Origin of the sequence: Marinobacter sp. GH_1, assembly GCF_048595985.1 — a bacterium.
GTDB classification, from domain to species: domain Bacteria; phylum Pseudomonadota; class Gammaproteobacteria; order Pseudomonadales; family Oleiphilaceae; genus Marinobacter; species Marinobacter shengliensis.
Genome location: NZ_CP184460.1, coordinates 2,554,597 through 2,572,685 on the forward strand (window position 1 = coordinate 2,554,597; position 18,089 = coordinate 2,572,685).

The following is an 18,089-nucleotide window of genomic DNA, read 5'->3' on the forward strand; positions in this document are numbered from 1 at the left end:
GCTGCTTCAACCTGTTCTCGTTTCCCCAAAAGGAAATGGCGGAGAGGGAGGGATTCGAACCCTCGGTACGATTGCTCGTACGGTTCCTTAGCAGGGAACTGGTTTCAGCCACTCACCCACCTCTCCTTGAGAACGGGGCGTATACTACCATAATTTTTCTGTTTTCATAGGGTTGACACGAGTTTTTTCTACTCGATTTTCCCCACCATCAAAAAAGCCGCTCAGGTTTCCCGTGAGCGGCTTTTTATCGATCAACGATTGCCCGGTTCCGGCTCGTCTGAGCCTTTTTCGGACTGAATCCGCTGATAGATTTCTTCACGGTGAACCGCGACGTCTTTGGGCGCGTTAACACCGATACGTACCTGGTTCCCCTTCACTCCCAGAACGGTAACGGTAATCTCGTCGCCGATCATCAGAGTTTCGCCAACACGGCGGGTCAAAATCAACATATCCCTTTCTCCCTATTCCAAACCAACCTGTTCCGACAACAGAATGTTGTACTTATAGCTTTTATAAAGAGATCACCGATCATACTAAAGACGCAATAATACTTATACCCCTTCGCATCTCGATAGCTATTATCAATGACTCAAAAAGGCGCGCTTGCGAGCATCCTGCTGTTAAGCGCCCTCGTCCACCCCGGCCTGATCCAGCTCAAATGCACTGTGTAGTGCACGAACCGCCAGCTCGAGATACTTCTCATCGATCACCACCGAAATCTTGATTTCCGAGGTGGAGATCATCTGAATATTAATACCTTCTTTGGACAGCGCCTCAAACATTTTAGTTGCCACGCCAGCGTGCGAGCGCATGCCTACGCCCACAATGCTCACTTTTGCAATCTTGCTGTCGCCACCCACTTCGCCAGCGCCAATTTCGCTGGAGATACCACGCAGAACTTCCTGGGCCCGTTTGAAGTCGTTACGGTGAACAGTGAAGGTGAACGCGGTTTTATTATCTTCGCCCACGTTCTGCACAATCATGTCCACTTCAATATTGGCATCGCTGACCGGCTTCAGAATCCGCAGGGCGCTGCCCGGGGTATCGGGCACACCTGAAATGGTCAGTTTGGCTTCGTCACGATTGAAAGCAATGCCGGAAACAACCGGTTGTTCCATGGCGTTCTCATCCTCAAAAGTAATCAGGGTGCCTTCACCTTCCTGGAAGCTGGAAAGCACTCTTAATGGAACATTGTATTTACCTGCAAATTCGACGGCGCGAATCTGGAGCACTTTCGAGCCCAGGCTGGCCATCTCGAGCATTTCTTCAAATGTAATTCGATCGAGCCGGCGAGCACTGTCTACCACCCGCGGGTCGGTTGTATAAACACCGTCCACATCCGTGTAGATCTGACACTCGTCAGCCTTCAGGGCAGCCGCCAGTGCCACCGCGGTGGTGTCTGAACCCCCGCGACCGAGCGTAGTGATGTTGCCGTGCTCATCAATACCCTGGAAGCCCGCAACAACCACTACCCGGCCGGCTTCCAGATCTTCGCGCATGCGCTGCTCATCAATCTGCTTGATCCGCGCCTTGGTGTGACTGCTATCCGTCAGGATGCGCACCTGTGAGCCGGTGTAAGACCGGGCATCACAGCCACGCTTCTGCAGCGCCATAGACAACAACGCGATGGTCACCTGCTCACCGGTAGACACCAGTACGTCCATTTCCCGGGGTACCGGATCTTCCATAATGTCGTTGGCCAGGGCGATCAGCCGGTTGGTTTCTCCGCTCATGGCCGAGACCACAACCACCACATCGTGCCCGTCTTTACGGAACTGACACACTTTGTCAGCCACTGCCTCAATCCGCTCGGTTGTACCAACGGACGTACCACCAAATTTCTGAACCAACAGAGCCATGTTTTGCCAAACTCCGAACCGGGGACTCAAAGCGGAACACCGATTGCCCGCCCATCAAATAAAGCGGGCGGAATTATAAACCTCCGCCCGCGTCCAAAAACAGTTGCTTAACCGATATTTTGTTCAACCCAGGCCGGAACACCTGCCAGGGCATCCGCCAGCTTGGACGGATCGTTACCGCCACCCTGGGCCATATCCGGGCGGCCACCACCTTTACCGTCCACTTGCGCCGCCAGATGCTTCATCAGATCGCCAGCTTTAATACGACCAGTGGCAGACTTGGTAACCCCGGCAACCAGGGTAACCTTGCCGTCGTCTACAGTGGCCAGAACCACCACACCTTCGCCCAGCTTATTCTTCAACTGGTCGGCGGTTTCCATCAGCGCCTTGCGGTCAGCACCTTCCAGCTCTGCCGCGACGACTTTTAGCCCGGCCACCTCTACAGCATTTCCGGCAAGATCACTGCCTGCGGAACTGGCGAGCTTGGCTTTCAGTGCATCCACGTCTTTTTCAAGCTGGCGGTTGCGGTCGAGGACCTGCTGAACCTTGTCCACGACGGTCTCACGGGTGCCTTTAACCAGGCGCGCCGTTTCGCGCAGGGTTCGTTCAGTGGCGTCCAGCCATTCCAGCGCACCAAACCCGGTCACCGCCTCAATACGGCGAACACCGGAGGAGATACCGCTTTCCGAGGTTATCCTGAACAGACCAATATCACCGGTGCGAGACACGTGAGTACCACCACAAAGCTCCACGGAATAACTATCGGTGCCCATGCTCAACACACGCACCACATCACCGTACTTCTCACCGAACAGGGCCATGGCGCCTTTCTCTTTGGCAGACTCCATGTCGGTCACGTCCACCTGAACCGGGGTATTCTCCAGAACCTGTTCGTTTACCTGACGCTCGATCTCTTTCAACTGTTCCGGGGTGACCGCTTCAAAATGGGAGAAATCGAAGCGCAGTTTGTCCGGATCTACCAGCGAGCCTTTCTGGGTGACATGCTCGCCCAGAACCTTGCGCAGTGCTGCGTGCAGCAGGTGCGTGGCGGAATGGTTGCGCTTGGTACGCTCACGGCGGGCGTGATCAATCCGGGCATCCACTTCCAGGCCTGGGAACAACTCGCCTTCAACCAATGTGCCCACGTGCAGGTGGTTGTCGCCTTCCTTGCGGGTATCGGTTACCTGGAAGCGACCACCGCTCCAGGTCAGCAGGCCGGTATCACCCACCTGGCCGCCGGATTCCGCATAGAACGGCGTGCGCTCCAGCACCACCACACACTCGTCCCCAGCCTCGGCGGTTTTCTCTTCACCGTTGACCAGAACCGTCCGGATGCGCTCATGGCCGTCAATATGATCGTAGCCGGTGAACTCGGTCTTGCCGTCAATGGTGATGCCGGCGGCGTTGTAATCGATGCCGAACTTGCTGGCCGCACGGGCACGGTCACGCTGGGCGTCCATGGCCTTTTCGTAGCCTTCGTAGTCCAGGGTCAGGCCACGCTCACGGGCGATGTCGTTGGTCAGGTCTACCGGGAAGCCGTAGGTGTCGTACAGGGTAAATACGGTTTCACCAGGAATTTCCGTACCCTTCAGTTCGGCGATGTCCTGCTCCAGCAGGCGCAAACCCTTGTCCAGGGTCTTGGCGAATTGCTCTTCTTCCTGCAACAGCACCTTTTCGATCTGTTTGCGGCTGCTGACCAGTTGTGGGTAGGCCTCGCCCATCAATTCCACCAGGGCGCCGGTCAGTTTGTAGAAGAACGGCTGGGTTGCGCCCAGCTTGTTACCGTGACGGGCTGCACGGCGGATGATCCGGCGCAGTACAAAGCCGCGGCCTTCGTTTGACGGCATCACACCATCGGCAATCAGGAAAGCGCAGGAGCGAATGTGGTCTGCCACCACCCGCAGAGATGCCTCGGTGGTCGCCGCACCGCCCAGAATTTCGGATGCGGCCTTCAGCAGATCCTGGAACAGGTCAATTTCATAGTTGCTGTGAACGCCCTGCAGCACAGCCGCAATCCGCTCCAGCCCCATGCCGGTATCCACGGAAGGCTTGGGCAGGTTCAGCATCTCGCCATCGGCGGTGCGGTTATACTGCATGAACACCACGTTCCAGATCTCGATGTAGCGGTCGCCGTCTTCTTCCGGGCTGCCGGGAGGTCCGCCAGCCACATCCGGGCCGTGGTCGTAGAAAATCTCGGTACAGGGGCCGCAGGGGCCGGTGTCGCCCATCTGCCAGAAGTTATCGGAAGCGTAGCGGCCGCCTTTGTTGTCGCCGATGCGAATAATCCGTTCAGCCGGAACGCCAACCTCTTTGTTCCAGATATCAAAGGCTTCGTCGTCTTCCGCGTACACGGTTACCCAGAGCTTTTCCTCGGGCAGGTTCAGGTGCTGCTCACCGGTCAGGAAGGTCCAGGCAAAATTAATGGCTTCACGCTTGAAGTAATCGCCAAAGCTGAAGTTACCCAGCATTTCGAAGAACGTGTGGTGGCGGGCGGTGTAGCCAACGTTTTCCAGGTCGTTGTGTTTACCACCGGCGCGCACGCACTTCTGGGAAGATGTCGCCCGGGTGTAGTCGCGTTCTTCCCGGCCAAGGAAAGCATCCTTGAACTGGTTCATACCAGCGTTGGTAAACAGCAGTGTGGGATCGTCTGCCGGCACCAGCGAACTGCTCGGCACAATGGTGTGACCCTGCTGCTTGAAATATTCCAGAAACGCCTGTCGCAACTCTGCGGTTTTCATAGACCTTTGATACCTTTCGACCTTTAACACCTTGCCTGAAACCCGCCGGAATAGCCGGCAAGTCCGCGATTGAAATACGAATACTTACATGCGTGTGCAAATCCGCTACTCTAGCACACGCCGAGAACAGGAAAAACGTGAAACCTCACAGGAGACTCCATGCCCCGACGCTTTCATAACGCCGAGGAACTTTTACCGCCAGCCACCGCACTGAAGCGCGCCCTGGCCATTATCTACGATGGATTGATCAGTATTGCCGTGCTGCTGGTAGCCACCTGGGCTTACACCATGATTGCAGGCTGGATTACCGGCTGGGAACAGTACGAACAGATGGCGGAAGCCGGCGAACTCGAGGGCGGCCCGGGCCTCACCTTCACCCTGTTCCTGGTGCTCTACCTGTTCTTCGCCTATTTCTGGACCCGTATCGGCCAAACCCTGGGCATGCAGGTATGGCGCATTCGAATCGAGAACCTGGATGGCACGTCCGTCAGTTGGACCCAGGCCCTGCTCCGCTATGGCAGCGCAGCGGCAGTCATCGTGTTGACCATGATTGCCGCCGACTACGTCGGCTCCCTGACGCTCCTGCTCACCGTGCCCGCTGTGATCGCCCTGTTCTACCCGATCAACGGCTTGTCGCTGACCGATCGCGCATCCAACAGCGTGGTTGTAGCCGTGCCCGCACCGGACAAATCAAAAACCGCCAAAACCAAAAAGTAATGCGCCCGGGCCGGCCATCTCAGCCGGCCCGCCGCATCAACACGGCGCCCACCGCAGCATTCACCAGAATCGGCACCAGTACCGCCAATAGTGGGTTAAAGCCGTATACCATACTCATGGGCCCCAACAAATCCTGCATGTACTTGAACAACAGGCCCACCAGCAGGCCGGTGAACACGCGGAACCCCATGGTTACAGAGCGCAACGGGCCAAAGATGAAGGAAATGGCCACCAAGACCATCACCGCCGTACCCAACGGCATCAACGCCTTTTTCCAGAATGCGAGCCAATAACGGGCCGCCGTCAGCCCCTGTTCGCCCAAATAGGTGGCGTAGGTGTAGAGGCCGGCCATGGAAAGGTTTTCTGGTTTAACGATCAACACACTCAGCACTTCCGGTGACAGCCCGGTCTCCCAGCGCAAGGCAGCATGCTCATTGCGCAGGGTGCGTTCGTCCTCAATGCGAGTGGACACCACCTTCTCCAGCAGCCAGTGATCACCCTGGAAAATCGCTCTTTCAGCAAAGCTGGACACCTCCAGCTGCCGGTCGCCTCCAAAACGGAACAAAGATACGCCATGCAATACGCCGTTTGGCTGAACGGCATTCAGATGCATGAACGTGTTCCCCTCCCGGTGCCAGACACCGTGGGCCGACGCAACATTCCTGCTCGCCCCCAGGGCCACCGCTTTGTCGCTCTGCGCCATGCGCTCCGTGGTCGGCGCAACGTATTCACCGATGGCCAGCCCCAACAAAACAACCACCAGGGCCGGCTTCATCGCCGACCAGACAATCCGGCGAATGGAAACACCGGCAGCCCGGATAACCGTCAGCTCCGAAGAGCTGGCCATGGCACCTAGCCCTACCAGGCACCCCATGAAAGCACCCAGCGGCAGATAATCGTATATTCGCCTTGGCAAGGTCAGAAATACATACCAGAGCGCCTGCAGGGTCTGGTAATCGTTGCGGGTGTCGTCCAGTTCGGCAATAAAGGCGAAAATCACATCCAGTGACAGCACCACCATCATCACCAGGAACATCGCGCCGCCCACCGTGCGCATGACGTAACCATCGATTCTACGCATGGGCACGGGCCTCCTTTTCCAGGCGCCGCTTATAAAGCCAGGCAGGGCCAAACTGCAACCAAAGCCCCAACGCCAGGAAAATCACATGCACCCACAACATGCCTATCCACTCCGGCACCTTGCCATCCGCCAGGGCATCCCGCGCTACAATCAGCAACCCGAGGTAGGTGATGTAAACCAGCATCGCCGGTAGTAGATGGAAGAAACGGCCCTGGCGCGGGTTAACCCGACTAAGACGGACCGCCAGCAGGGTCACGATCGGCACAATCAACGGTAGCGAGAAACGCCAATGTAGCAGAGCCCGGTCCTCCGGCTTATCCGATTGCCAGAGCGCCTTGGTGCTGATGCCCTCCTCGAGCTCCCGGTTACCTGCTTCTCCACCCATGATCTTAAGGCCATAGGCTTCGAACCGGGTAACATTGTAATCAAGCCTGCCAGGTTGCCCCTGAAACCGCCCACCGTTCTCCAGAATCAGGAACCGGCTACCGGTTTCCTGATCGATCAACTGGGAACCAGACTCGGCGGTGATCAGGGTCACGCCTTGCCCGTTACGATCATACTCGGCGATGAATACTCCCTGGAGCTGCCGCTTATCTTCGCTCAGGGCCTCGGTGTAGGTAACCCGGCTACCAGACGTAAAATCCTGAAATCGCCCCGGCGCCAGCATCTCGAACTCTGTGGCGGTGCGCGCTTCGTTGAAGATAGCCTCCACCTGCTTCATACCCCACGGCGACACATACAGGCTCATGCTGGCCACAACCAGCATCACCGGTACACAGCCAATCAGAGTTTTCGCCAGCAACTGCCTGTCGCTGACACCACAGGCGAACAACACCGTCATTTCGCTTTCAAGGTACATCCGCCCGTAGGCCAGCAGGATGCCGATAAACAGCCCCAGAGGCAGAATCAGCTCCAGGAATCCCGGAAAGCGGTAGGCCATGATGGAAAACAGAACGCCGGCGGGAATCTCGCCTTCTGCGGCATTGCCCAGGTACTTGATAAAGCGACCACTCATAAACACCAGCAACAGGATGCCTGAAACGGCAACCATGCTGACCATGATCTGGCGAATGAGGTAACGGAAAACGATGTTCAAATCAGTCTCTCTGGCAGCGCCGAAGCGTGAGATGGTCGATAACGGAAACTGCGGGTATTCTATGTAACCTTGGCGATGAATGACAGTATAAGCCTGATACGATAAAGCCATCGTAACGATACAAGCCTGCCGCTTGATTAATCGAGCTTTTGCCCCAATCCTATGGGCATCGGATGAACAACGCCTACCACATTCAACAAAGCACAACCTGACAACGGGAGTTGCCATGAATTTCAGCCTGAGCAGCAAAGCCATCACCGCCACCAAAACCGATTGCCTGGTTATCGCGGTGCCTGAGAAGGGCGAGTGGCCGGAAACCACAAAAGCAGCAGACGAAGCACTGGGAGGGCTGGTCAAGCAACTTGAAAAAGCGGGCGACCTGACTGGCAAGAACGCGTCTGTAAACACCCTGCCCCTGGTCGATCAACCATGGCAGCGCGTGGTTGTGGTCGGCACCGGCAAAGACAGCGACCGCACGCCAGCCAACTTTCGCAAGGCACTGATCGCCATGATGGGCGCCCTGAAAGACGGCCCCTCCAAGAGCGCACTGATCTGCCTGGCCGACACCAGCCTGCAGGGCGAGGACGCCGTCAGCTCCGAAGAAGCCCGCCTGAACCTGATCGGGCGTGTTCTGGAAGACCAGCTCTACACCTTCACCGAATTCAAGAGTGAAAAGCCAGCTGCACGCAAACTCAAGAAAGTGGTGGTGCAGGCCTCCGGTTCCGCCAAAGCCTTGAAAGATGCCTTTAACCAGGGCCTGGCTACCGGGCGCGGCATGAATTACACCAAAGATCTGGGCAACACCCCGCCCAACATCTGCCACCCGGTCTGGCTCGCCGAGCAGGCCAAGAACATGGCCAAGGAATACGACTGCATCAAGACCGAAGTGCTTGATGAAAAGCAGATGGAAAAGCTGGGCATGAACACCATCCTTGCGGTGGGCAAAGGCTCCAAACAGCCCCCGCGCCTGATCGTAATGGAATACCGGGGTGGCAAAGCCAAAGACAAACCCTACGTATTGGTGGGTAAAGGCATCACCTTCGATACCGGCGGCATCAGCCTTAAGCCCGGCGAAGGCATGGATGAAATGAAATACGACATGGGCGGCTCCGCCAGCGTGTTCGGCACCATGAAAGTGCTGGCCGAAACCAAACCCAAAATCAACGTGGTTGCCGTAATCGCCGCTGCCGAAAACATGCCTGACGGCGGCGCCTCCCGCCCCGGCGACATTGTCACCACCCTGAGCGGCATGACCGTTGAAATCCTCAACACCGACGCCGAAGGCCGCCTGGTGCTGTGCGACGCCCTCACCTACGTGAAAAAATTCGACCCGGAAGCCGTGGTCGACATGGCCACCCTCACCGGCGCCTGTATCATTGCTTTGGGTAACCAGGCCACCGGCCTGCTGTCCAATAACGACGAACTGGCACACGAACTGCTGGCCGCTGGCGAACGCACCGGCGACCGCGCCTGGCGCCTGCCGCTGTGGGACGAATACCAGAGCCAACTCGACAGCAACTTCGCCGACATGGCTAACATCGGTGGCCGCCCCGCTGGAACCATCACCGCGGCCTGCTTCCTGAGCCGCTTCGCCAAAGACTACCGCTGGGCCCACCTGGACATCGCCGGCACCGCCTGGAACTCTGGCAAAGCCAAAGGCGCCACCGGCCGCCCGGTCCCCCTGCTTGTCGACTACCTGATGACCCATGCAGGATAACCAGCCAAACCCACCGGAACCCGGCAGCCCAGCTGCCGGCCCCTCCGGCCGGGACGACCAGAACCAGCGCTACTGGTTCCACATCCTCGCCCAGAACACCCCAGCCGCCCGCAACCTCCACGCAGCCAAACTCGTGGACAAAGCCTGGCAGCAGGGCGACCGCGTGTGCATCCTCTGCGACACCGAAGAACAGGCCCAAGAACTCGACGACCTGCTGTGGAACATCGCCCCCGATGCCTTCATCCCTCACAGCATCGCCCAAGACCCAACCACCCCCTGCCCCGACCCCGTCGGCATCCTCCTCTACCCGCCGGCCGCTGTAGACTGGGATACCGTTATCGTCCTGTCCTCAACACTGCCCGACGACGCCGACCAGTACGGCCGACTGGCCCTGGTCGCCCACAACGACCCGGCCGTACTGAACCAGGCTCGGGGACACTACAAGCAACTGCGGGCGATGGGGATTGAAGCGCGGGTGCACGACATGCGAAAGCGTTAATTGTTCTTTTAGCCACAGACACTCACGGACAAGAAGCAGATTTGGCAACTGATGGAAGCAAAGAGTTGAGAGGCGGACAGCACAAGGTCATATCTGTGGGGTTGGGGACAGGCTTTCCAAAAATCTCGTAGGCCATGGATGGCCGGAGACAAGCGCCACAGGGATGTGCCGCAAGGAGCGCTTTTTGGAAAGCCTGTCCCCAACCCCGCACCGCACCGATCTAGCAGGCTACCGAAACCGAAGCCCCGACGAGCGTCGAAGGTTCGCCGCAATCAAGGCGACCATGTATAATCGCCCAATTCAGAATTTCCCTATGTGAATCAACCAAAACGGTCACTGCATAATCCCATGGAAAAAACCTACCAGCCAGAAAACATCGAGCGCCAGTGGTACGAAAACTGGGAATCCAAAGGCTATTTCCGCCCCAGCGGCGAAGGCGATTCCTACAGCATCGCCATCCCGCCACCCAACGTGACCGGCAGCCTGCACATGGGCCATGCGTTCCAGCACACCATCATGGACACCCTCACCCGCTTCAAGCGCATGCAGGGCCGTAACGCACTGTGGACCGTCGGCACCGACCACGCCGGCATCGCCACCCAGATGGTGGTCGAGCGCAAACTGGCCGCAGAAGAAGACAAAACCCGCCACGACCTGGGCCGGGAAGAATTCATCAAGCGCATCTGGGACTGGAAAGAACACTCCGGCGGCACCATCACCCGCCAGATCCGCCGCCTCGGCAACTCCGTCGACTGGGACAACGAACGCTTCACCATGGACGACGGCTTCTACAAAGCCGTACAGGAAGTGTTTATCCGCCTGTACGACGAAGGCCTGGTGTACCGCGGCAAACGGCTGGTGAACTGGGATCCGAAACTACACACTGCCATCTCCGACCTTGAAGTCGAGAACAAGGAAGAGAAAGGCTACTTCTGGCACCTGCGCTACCCGCTGGCAGACGGCCAGAAAACCCAGGACGGCAAAGACTACGTCATCGTAGCCACCACCCGCCCGGAAACCATGCTCGGCGACACCGCCGTCGCCGTCCACCCGGACGACGAACGCTACCAGCACCTGATTGGCCAGCACGTACTACTGCCGTTGGTAAACCGCCGCATTCCCATTGTGGCCGACCACCACGCGGACCCGGAAAAAGGCTCCGGCTGCGTGAAGATCACCCCAGCCCACGACTTCAACGACTACGCCGTGGGCAAGCGCAACAACCTGCCCATGATCAACGTCATGACGCAAGACGCCAACATTCGCGAGGTGGCCGAAGTCTTCAATGCCGACGGCGCCGAGAATTCCGAGATCAACAGCGCCCTGCCGGCCGCCTATGCTGGCTTGAGCCGGGAAGCGGCCCGCAAGCAGATTATCGCCGACATGGAACTGGCCGGCCTGGTCGAGAAAATCGAAGATCACGTGCTGAGCGTGCCCCGCGGTGATCGCTCCGGCCTGATCATCGAACCGATGCTGACCGACCAGTGGTTTGCCGATGCCAAAACCCTTGCCAAACCGGCTATTGAAGCGGTGGAAGACGGCCGCATCCAGTTCGTACCCAAACAGTACGAAAACATGTACTTCGCCTGGATGCGCGACATCCAGGACTGGTGTATCTCCCGTCAGCTCTGGTGGGGCCACCGGATTCCGGCCTGGTATGACGCCGATGGCAATATTTACGTAGGCCGGAGCGAGGCGGAGGTGCGCAGCAAACACCAGCTTTCAGACACACTGGAACTCAAGCAGGACGACGATGTACTGGACACCTGGTTCAGCTCCGCCCTGTGGACCTTCGGCACCCTGGGCTGGCCGGAAATCACCGAACGCCTGAAAACCTTCCACCCCACCGACGTGCTGGTGACCGGTTTCGACATCATCTTCTTCTGGGTTGCCCGGATGATCATGATGACCATGCACTTCATGAAGAACGAAGACGGCACCCCACAGGTACCCTTCCATACCGTGTATGTAACCGGCCTGATCCGGGACGAGCACGGCGACAAGATGTCCAAGTCCAAGGGCAACGTGATCGACCCGCTGGATATGATCGACGGCATCAGCCTGCCCGAGCTGCTGGAGAAGCGCACCGGCAACCTGATGCAGCCGAAGCTGGCCGAGAAAATCGGCAAGCGCACCGAGAAAGAATTCCCAGAAGGCATCGCCGCCCACGGTACCGATGCCCTGCGCTTCACCCTGGCGGCCATGGCCACCACCGGCCGTGACATCAACTGGGACATGAAGCGCCTGGAAGGCTACCGCAACTTCTGTAACAAGCTGTGGAACGCCGCCCGCTACGTGCTGATGAACACCGAAGGCGAAGACTGCGGCGTGAACGACGAGCCGGTGGAGCTGTCCCTGGCTGACCGCTGGATCATCAGCGAGCTACAGCACTGCGAGCAGGAGGTCATCCGCCACCTGGACCAGTACCGCTTTGACCTGGCCGCCTACGCCCTGTACGAGTTCATCTGGAACGAGTACTGCGACTGGTACCTGGAGCTGTCCAAGCCGGCCCTGAGCGACGACAACGCCAGTGCCGAGGCCAAACGCGGCACCCGCCGCACCCTGGTGCGCGTGCTGGAAGCCGTGCTGCGGCTGGCACATCCGATGATGCCGTTCATCACCGAAGAAATCTGGCAGCGCATTGCGCCGCTCGCTGGCAAACAGGGCGACAGCATCATGCTGCAACCCTACCCGCAGCCAGATGCCAGCAAGCAGGATGCGGAAGTCGCTGCCGATATCGAATGGCTCAAGGGCGTGATTCTGGCCGTGCGCAACATCCGTGGCGAAATGAACATCTCTCCGGCCAAACAGGTTCCGGTATTGCTGAAAGGCGGCAATGCTGATGATGAGCGCCGCCTCAATGCCAACCGCCAGTTCCTGATGTCCCTGGCCAAGCTGGAGAAACTGGAATGGTTCGAGGGCGACAAGGCTCCCATGAGCGCCACCCAGTTGGTGGGCGAAATGGAAGTACTGGTGCCCATGGCCGGCCTGATCGACAAAGATGCCGAGCTCAAGCGCCTGGACAAGGAACTGGAGCGCCTGAATAAAGAAATCGGCCGCCTGGAAGGCAAGCTGAACAACGAGAAGTTTACCGCCAAGGCCCCGGCGGAAGTGGTCGAGAAAGAGCAGGAGAAGCTGAAGGATGCGCAAGGCAGCCTGCAGCGGCTCAGCGCACAACGGGCTGAAATCGAGGCCATGTAAGGCCATGATTGCCATCCTCGGCGCCGGCTCCATGGGCCGGCTCTGGGCCGCAACGCTACCTGCCGGGCAGGTAGCGTTTGTGCCCCGCCCGGGCCAGGCGCCCGACCCCGCCTGTTACCGTTTTCAACCCCTTGAAGGCGAATCCTTCAGCGTCACTGTTCCCTGGCTACAACGCGGTCAGTCACCTGAATTGTTGTTGGTGACCACCAAAGCCGGCGATACCCTCGAAGCCCTCAAAGATGCCCTGCCCTCGATTGCCAGTTCGACTCCCATTGTGCTGTTCCAGAATGGGCTGGGCAGCCAACAGCAGGTTTCAGAAACCTGGCCGCAACGCCCGGTACTAGCCGCTTCTACCACCGAAGGGGCCAACCGGCCCGCGCCGGGCCTGACGGTTCACGCGGGCCGTGGCGCCACTTGGGTAGGTGCTTTAAACCCTACCGGGCAGCCTCTGGTGGGCCGGGTTGCGCAGCAACTTGCCGAAAGCGGCCTTGAGGTTCACCCTGAACAGGACATAATTGGCCGTCTCTGGCAGAAACTGGTGATCAACGCCGGCATCAACGCCTTTACCGCCGTACTGGATTGCCCCAACGGCGAGATACTGGAGCAACCGTTTTACCAACAGTGGATTAACCCCTTGTGCAGGGAAATCAGCCACCTGTTGGCTGCCGCCGGGCAACCGGAACATACGCCGGAAGCTCTGAGCGAAAGCATTGAGGCGGTGGCCCGCAGAACCGCCGCCAACACCTCCTCTATGCGCGCGGATGCGCTCGCAGGGCGCCCCACGGAAATCGACTTCATTAACGGTTATCTGGCCAGGCTTGGCCAGCAGCACGGCATTGCAACACCGGTGAACCAAATGCTCACCGAACAGGTACAACAACTGAACTGATCATTTATCAACGGGAGTGCAATTCATGGGCAACCGCCTGTCTAAGATCTACACCCGCACCGGTGACGACGGCTCTACCGGCCTGGCCGATGGCAACCGCATCGCCAAGAATGCCCAGCGCGTGGAAGCCATGGGCATGGCGGATGAACTCAACTGCCACATCGGAGTGTTGATTGAAACGCTACCAGCCGGTGACAGCCTGATCGAGACGTTCCGGCGGATTCAGCACCACCTGTTTGATCTTGGCGGCGAGTTCGCCATCCCTGGCAGCAAGGTCATCAGCGACGACCATATTGATTGGCTGGAACAGACCCTGGATGAGCATAATGCCGGCTTGCCGCCATTGAAGAACTTCATTCTGCCCGGAGGTTGTCCTGCCGCCGCACAATGCCATCTGGCCCGGGCCGTTTGCCGTCGTGCGGAGCGGGTGGTGGTAGCGCTGGGCCACGAAGATTCCATCAATACCGCGTCCCGTCACTACCTGAACCGGCTGTCTGACCTACTGTTTGTCATTGCCCGCGTTCTGGCCCGCCGGGATGGCAGCCAGGAAATTCTCTGGGAACAAAAAAAATCCGGCCTCTGAGGGCCGGATTTTTCTGATCATAGGCAACTGCCTTATACCTTGAACGCCTCTACCAGCCGCTGAAGCGATGCCGTCAACTCCGACATCTGGCGGGAAGACGCCAGCGTCTCTTCGGCGTTGGAAGCGGTGCTCTGCCCCAATTCGCCGATACGCTCCACGTTGGCATTCACATTCTTGGCCACCGCAGACTGCTCTTCTGCGGCCTGAGCAATCTGGTGGCTCATGTCGACAATCTCGGAGATACCCGAAGCAATGCGGTCCAGGGCTTCTGTCACCTCGCCGGATTTCTGAACCGTTTGCTCCGTGGCATCGTGGCTGGAGGTCATGGCAGAAACCGCCTCTTTAACACCACCCTGCAGCCGCGAGATCATACCCTCAATCTCTTCAGTCGATTTGTGGGTGCGCTGAGACAGTGAACGCACCTCATCAGCCACCACCGCAAAACCCCGACCCTGTTCACCGGCCCGGGCCGCTTCAATGGCCGCGTTCAGAGCCAAGAGGTTGGTCTGCTCGGCTATGGCCTTGATCTCGACCAATACCTGGCTGATGTTGTCGCTGTCTGAACTGACCCTGTTTATCACCGCTACCGCACCAGCGATTTCTTCCGCAAGACGGTTAATAGTTTGCACGGTAGCCGCCACAACCTGTCGGCCCGTCTCGGTATCACGCTCTGCGCTACCGGCGCTGTCCGCTACCCGATGGGCACTCTCAGTCACCTCGTTGACCGCCTCCACCATCTGCCCCATGGCTTCGTTTATCTGGCCGGTCTCTTCCATCTGGCGGGCAACCGCTTCACTGTTGGCTGCTGCAGTCTCGTTAACCCTCACCGCCTGACTGTCAACATCATTCGTGGTCCCGCTGACAGAGCGGATCAGTTCGGCAATCCGGTCCGTCATATTATTGAATTCGGTGGTCAGCTCGCCCAGCTCATCACGATTGTTAAGCTGGATGTGCGCCGTCATATCACCAGCGGCGACGCTGCGAGCCGCCTCACTAAACCGGTTGATGGCGGTTCTTACTGACATAAAGAAGCCGATGTAGAGGTACACCACAAGAAGCATCACGCCGATCAGAGCCCCTACAATCAACCTGCGCTGGCCGGTCTCCCGCTGCAGTCGCTGTTCAAGGTTGCCAGAAACCACATTGAAAATGCTGTCATTAAGTGAATCGTAGTAGTCCAGCTGGGAGGATACGGTGGCGTCAAATTCCTGCCAGGGCTGTTCCAGGCGCATCGGGGTGATGATGTTCAGGTCCAGTTGCTCGCGCAGCGCCATCAGGCTTTCATCGACCCGCGTCACAGCGCCGCCGGCCCTGCTTGACAGCTTGGGAGAGGTTTCAACCGCAACCGACAAGGCAGGCGACAACAGGGAGCTGCGGTTGGTCAGCTGGTCATAGATTTCATTCAAAATCTCGCTCAGGTTATAACCCACCTGGCCATCCACCAGGGCAAAGATACCGTAAGATCGGGCCCTGCCAACAACGGTCCTCGCCTCAGGCAGCGCATTACGCACCAGCCCAAGCAGCAACAGATTTTCCCGCGAGGCGTCTTGTCCAAGTCCCGAAATTTCAATCGTAGCCGGCAACAGGGCCAGCACCTTCTGAACAAACTCGTGGTAATACTTGAACTGTGGGTCTATGTTGCCCTGGTAGTTGTCGTCCTGCTTCAGTTGCTCCCACTCCGCCTGCAAGGCCAGAACCTGATCCTTCCAGGAACCAGAGGAATCGAACGAGCGGTTGTGCCCAGCAAGGTCTGAAAGCAGGCCATCAATCTTCTCGGCAGCCTCACCTGCCCTGCCCAGGAGTTCGTCTTCATCCTTGAGCACACCCGGCGCCTGGTAGTCGCGGTAAGCCATAGATGAAGACAACAGCTGGTCTACCTTGCGAAGTTCGGCAAGGCCCTCGATACCGCGAGTCATGGTTTGAACGGATTGATTGAGGCTGGAAATAACCAACCACGACAGGACAATGATCGGGCCCAGGAACAAGATGCTGATTAGGCTGAACTTGTAGACCATGGGCAGCCGATTCATCAGGCTAACAGCTGGATTGATCAAATATTTCACGGTGCCCTCTCGCTGATTCTAATAACTGAATCTTTATTCTTTGTTTGATTATCGCCCAAGGTCGGAAAAACTTAATCACCTTTAAGTGTTATTCTGTAATGTTTTATGACACTCCTCAGACCACCCCGGCAATGACCAGCAACGCGGCAACGCAGATCCACACCAGCATGCTTCGGTTCAACAATCCCCGTATGGCCGCCAGGCTACGCCCGCCAAAACTTGTCCACTCGTCCGGGTGCAACCGCGCGAACTGGGCGGGATCAAGCGCATAACCGGTTAACGACCCGTTTGCGGAAATCATGAGGACTTCCGAGGTTTTTCTTCCAAAACCGGGCAGGACTTTCTTCGCTTCCCTCGACCAGCCCGCGAGATCACCGGCCAGCCCCAGCGTGCAGGACAGCAGGCGTGCAGGAATCCAGCTGGCCAGATTGGCCAGGGTGCGGAATCGGGCGCGGGCCGCTTGCTGCGGCCATTGCTCAGACAACGCCACCAGGCCACGGGCAACCAGGGCTGCACCTATTCCACCCACCACATACCAGAAAGCCACCAGGAAGAACCGCTCGAAAACCCCGATCACCAGAGCCTTGGATAACGACAGATGCATGGCCTCTGGTGACAGCGCAGCGCCCCGCTCTTCCGGTGGCAACCGGTTCTGGATATGTCGCCAGGCAGCCTGCATGTCGCCCCGGCTCCAGGCTTCCGAATAGTCACGTAACTGGTGCCGCCAACCCGGCGCTCCCATCAGCAACACCAGCACGATCAGCTCCAGCGGATAGGCCGCCAGCCTGAACCCATACCATTCCAGCAGACACACAACGCCCACCAACGCCAGGCCGGGCAGCAGAACCCAGATCAGCCCGGAGGTAATGGCATCCTCCTTTCCGGCCTGGATTTTCGCGCCCCGGTGAAACCAGGCACGCCAAAGCACGTCGCCATCAAGCCGGTTCCGGCTATCCAGCTGACGCCGAATAAGGTAGGCCAAAAGAAACACGACAAACACCATTCAGGCGATCTCCTCATGGGCCAACAGCTGGGAAAAATGCCGCCAGTCGAACGCTGGACCAGGGTCGGTCTTCCGGCCAGGCGCAATATCGCTGTGGCCGGTAATGCGCTCGGCGCTGATTTTGGGCCAGGCCATCATGGTCAACCGCGCCATGTCTGCGAGTGTCCGGTACTGTTCGGGCGTATAGGGAATATCGTCTGCCCCCTCCAGTTCGATACCGATAGAGAAATCGTTGCACTCTTCCTGGCCGTCGAAACAGGACCGGCCGGCATGCCACGCCCGGTCCAAACAACTGACAAACTGCACAACGGAACCATCACGACGTACCAGGGCATGAGCGGAGACCTGCATGGCGGCGATGGTTTCAAAATAGGGATGGGCGGCTGGGTCAAGCCGGTTACAGAAAAAGTCTTCAATCTCCGTTCCCCCGAATTGCCCGGGAGGCAGGCTGATGTTGTGAACCACCAGCAGGGAAATGGCAGAACCCTCAGGCCTTGCGCCAAAATTCGGCGAGGGCACCCATCGGCTGCCAGGGTAACGGCCGGTCAGTCTTAACTGTTCAGCCTGGCTGGAGAGGGGGTCGTTGTTATGTTTGCAGTCTTGATTGAAAGGGTCAGAGATTGGCAAGGCGTATCCACTGTCG

General features: G+C 58.2%; 14 protein-coding genes and 1 tRNA gene. 6 read left to right on the forward strand and 9 right to left on the reverse strand.

Features of this window, described 5'->3' with window-relative positions; all coding sequences use genetic code 11:
* Positions 1 to 36 precede the first annotated feature (36 nt).
* The 4 genes from ACNSOI_RS11670 to alaS form a co-directional block, all read right to left on the reverse strand.
* A tRNA-Ser gene (locus tag ACNSOI_RS11670) sits at positions 37 to 126 on the reverse strand.
* 125 nt (positions 127 to 251) lie between these two features.
* The gene (gene csrA, locus ACNSOI_RS11675; RefSeq protein ID WP_022989559.1) at positions 252 to 449 is read right to left on the reverse strand and encodes a carbon storage regulator CsrA; all 198 of its coding nucleotides are present in this window, start codon (positions 447 to 449) and stop codon (positions 252 to 254) included.
* A gap of 171 nt (positions 450 to 620) precedes the next feature.
* Positions 621 to 1,859 carry an aspartate kinase gene (locus ACNSOI_RS11680; RefSeq protein WP_152438384.1) on the reverse strand — a complete coding sequence of 413 codons (1,239 nt, stop codon included), beginning with the start codon at positions 1,857 to 1,859 and terminating at the stop codon, positions 621 to 623.
* Between the two features lie 107 nt (positions 1,860 to 1,966).
* On the reverse strand, positions 1,967 to 4,597 hold the full coding sequence (gene alaS / locus ACNSOI_RS11685) for an alanine--tRNA ligase (protein ID WP_286250349.1): 2,631 nt from the start codon (positions 4,595 to 4,597) through the stop codon (positions 1,967 to 1,969).
* Between the two features lie 159 nt (positions 4,598 to 4,756).
* On the opposite strand from alaS, the gene ACNSOI_RS11690 reads away from it, so the two are divergent.
* Positions 4,757 to 5,314 (forward strand): RDD family protein, encoded by a 558-nt coding sequence (locus ACNSOI_RS11690; protein ID WP_420194090.1) that lies wholly within the window; start codon positions 4,757 to 4,759, stop codon positions 5,312 to 5,314.
* Positions 5,315 to 5,333: 19 nt separating this feature from the next.
* Here the strand turns inward: ACNSOI_RS11690 and lptG are convergent, their stop codons facing one another.
* Both lptG and lptF read right to left on the reverse strand, forming a co-directional pair.
* Positions 5,334 to 6,395 (reverse strand): LPS export ABC transporter permease LptG, encoded by a 1,062-nt coding sequence (gene lptG, locus ACNSOI_RS11695; RefSeq protein WP_420194091.1) that lies wholly within the window; start codon positions 6,393 to 6,395, stop codon positions 5,334 to 5,336.
* Positions 6,388 to 7,491, reverse strand: a complete 1,104-nt coding sequence (gene lptF, locus ACNSOI_RS11700) for an LPS export ABC transporter permease LptF (protein WP_171039975.1) — start codon at positions 7,489 to 7,491, stop codon at positions 6,388 to 6,390. The genes lptG and lptF overlap by 8 nt, the downstream gene beginning before the upstream one ends.
* Before the next feature lie 226 nt (positions 7,492 to 7,717).
* Here lptF and ACNSOI_RS11705 point away from each other — a divergent pair, with 226 nt between their 5' ends.
* The 5 genes from ACNSOI_RS11705 to ACNSOI_RS11725 all read left to right on the forward strand — a co-directional run bounded on the left by ACNSOI_RS11705 (position 7,718) and on the right by ACNSOI_RS11725 (position 14,380).
* Positions 7,718 to 9,208, forward strand: coding sequence for a leucyl aminopeptidase (locus ACNSOI_RS11705; protein ID WP_420194092.1), 1,491 nt, complete (start codon positions 7,718 to 7,720; stop codon positions 9,206 to 9,208).
* Positions 9,198 to 9,707 carry a DNA polymerase III subunit chi gene (locus tag ACNSOI_RS11710; RefSeq protein ID WP_286250356.1) on the forward strand — a complete coding sequence of 170 codons (510 nt, stop codon included), beginning with the start codon at positions 9,198 to 9,200 and terminating at the stop codon, positions 9,705 to 9,707. The genes ACNSOI_RS11705 and ACNSOI_RS11710 overlap by 11 nt, the downstream gene beginning before the upstream one ends.
* Before the next feature lie 348 nt (positions 9,708 to 10,055).
* A complete protein-coding gene (locus ACNSOI_RS11715; RefSeq protein ID WP_420194093.1) occupies positions 10,056 to 12,908 on the forward strand; it encodes a valine--tRNA ligase in 2,853 nt (950 codons plus the stop codon).
* 4 nt (positions 12,909 to 12,912) lie between these two features.
* Positions 12,913 to 13,797, forward strand: coding sequence for a ketopantoate reductase family protein (locus ACNSOI_RS11720; RefSeq protein WP_420194094.1), 885 nt, complete (start codon positions 12,913 to 12,915; stop codon positions 13,795 to 13,797).
* Positions 13,798 to 13,822: 25 nt separating this feature from the next.
* Positions 13,823 to 14,380, forward strand: a complete 558-nt coding sequence (locus ACNSOI_RS11725) for a cob(I)yrinic acid a,c-diamide adenosyltransferase (RefSeq protein ID WP_138435524.1) — start codon at positions 13,823 to 13,825, stop codon at positions 14,378 to 14,380.
* 32 nt (positions 14,381 to 14,412) lie between these two features.
* Here ACNSOI_RS11725 and ACNSOI_RS11730 read toward each other — a convergent pair whose 3' ends face one another.
* From ACNSOI_RS11730 to ampD, 3 genes are all read right to left on the reverse strand, one after another.
* Positions 14,413 to 16,443 (reverse strand): methyl-accepting chemotaxis protein, encoded by a 2,031-nt coding sequence (locus ACNSOI_RS11730; RefSeq protein WP_286250364.1) that lies wholly within the window; start codon positions 16,441 to 16,443, stop codon positions 14,413 to 14,415.
* Between the two features lie 115 nt (positions 16,444 to 16,558).
* Entirely contained in the window at positions 16,559 to 17,446 is an 888-nt protein-coding gene (gene ampE, locus ACNSOI_RS11735; protein WP_342630621.1) for a regulatory signaling modulator protein AmpE, read from the reverse strand.
* Positions 17,447 to 17,995, reverse strand: a complete 549-nt coding sequence (gene ampD / locus ACNSOI_RS11740; RefSeq protein ID WP_420195721.1) for a 1,6-anhydro-N-acetylmuramyl-L-alanine amidase AmpD — start codon at positions 17,993 to 17,995, stop codon at positions 17,447 to 17,449.
* Positions 17,996 to 18,089 lie beyond the last annotated feature (94 nt).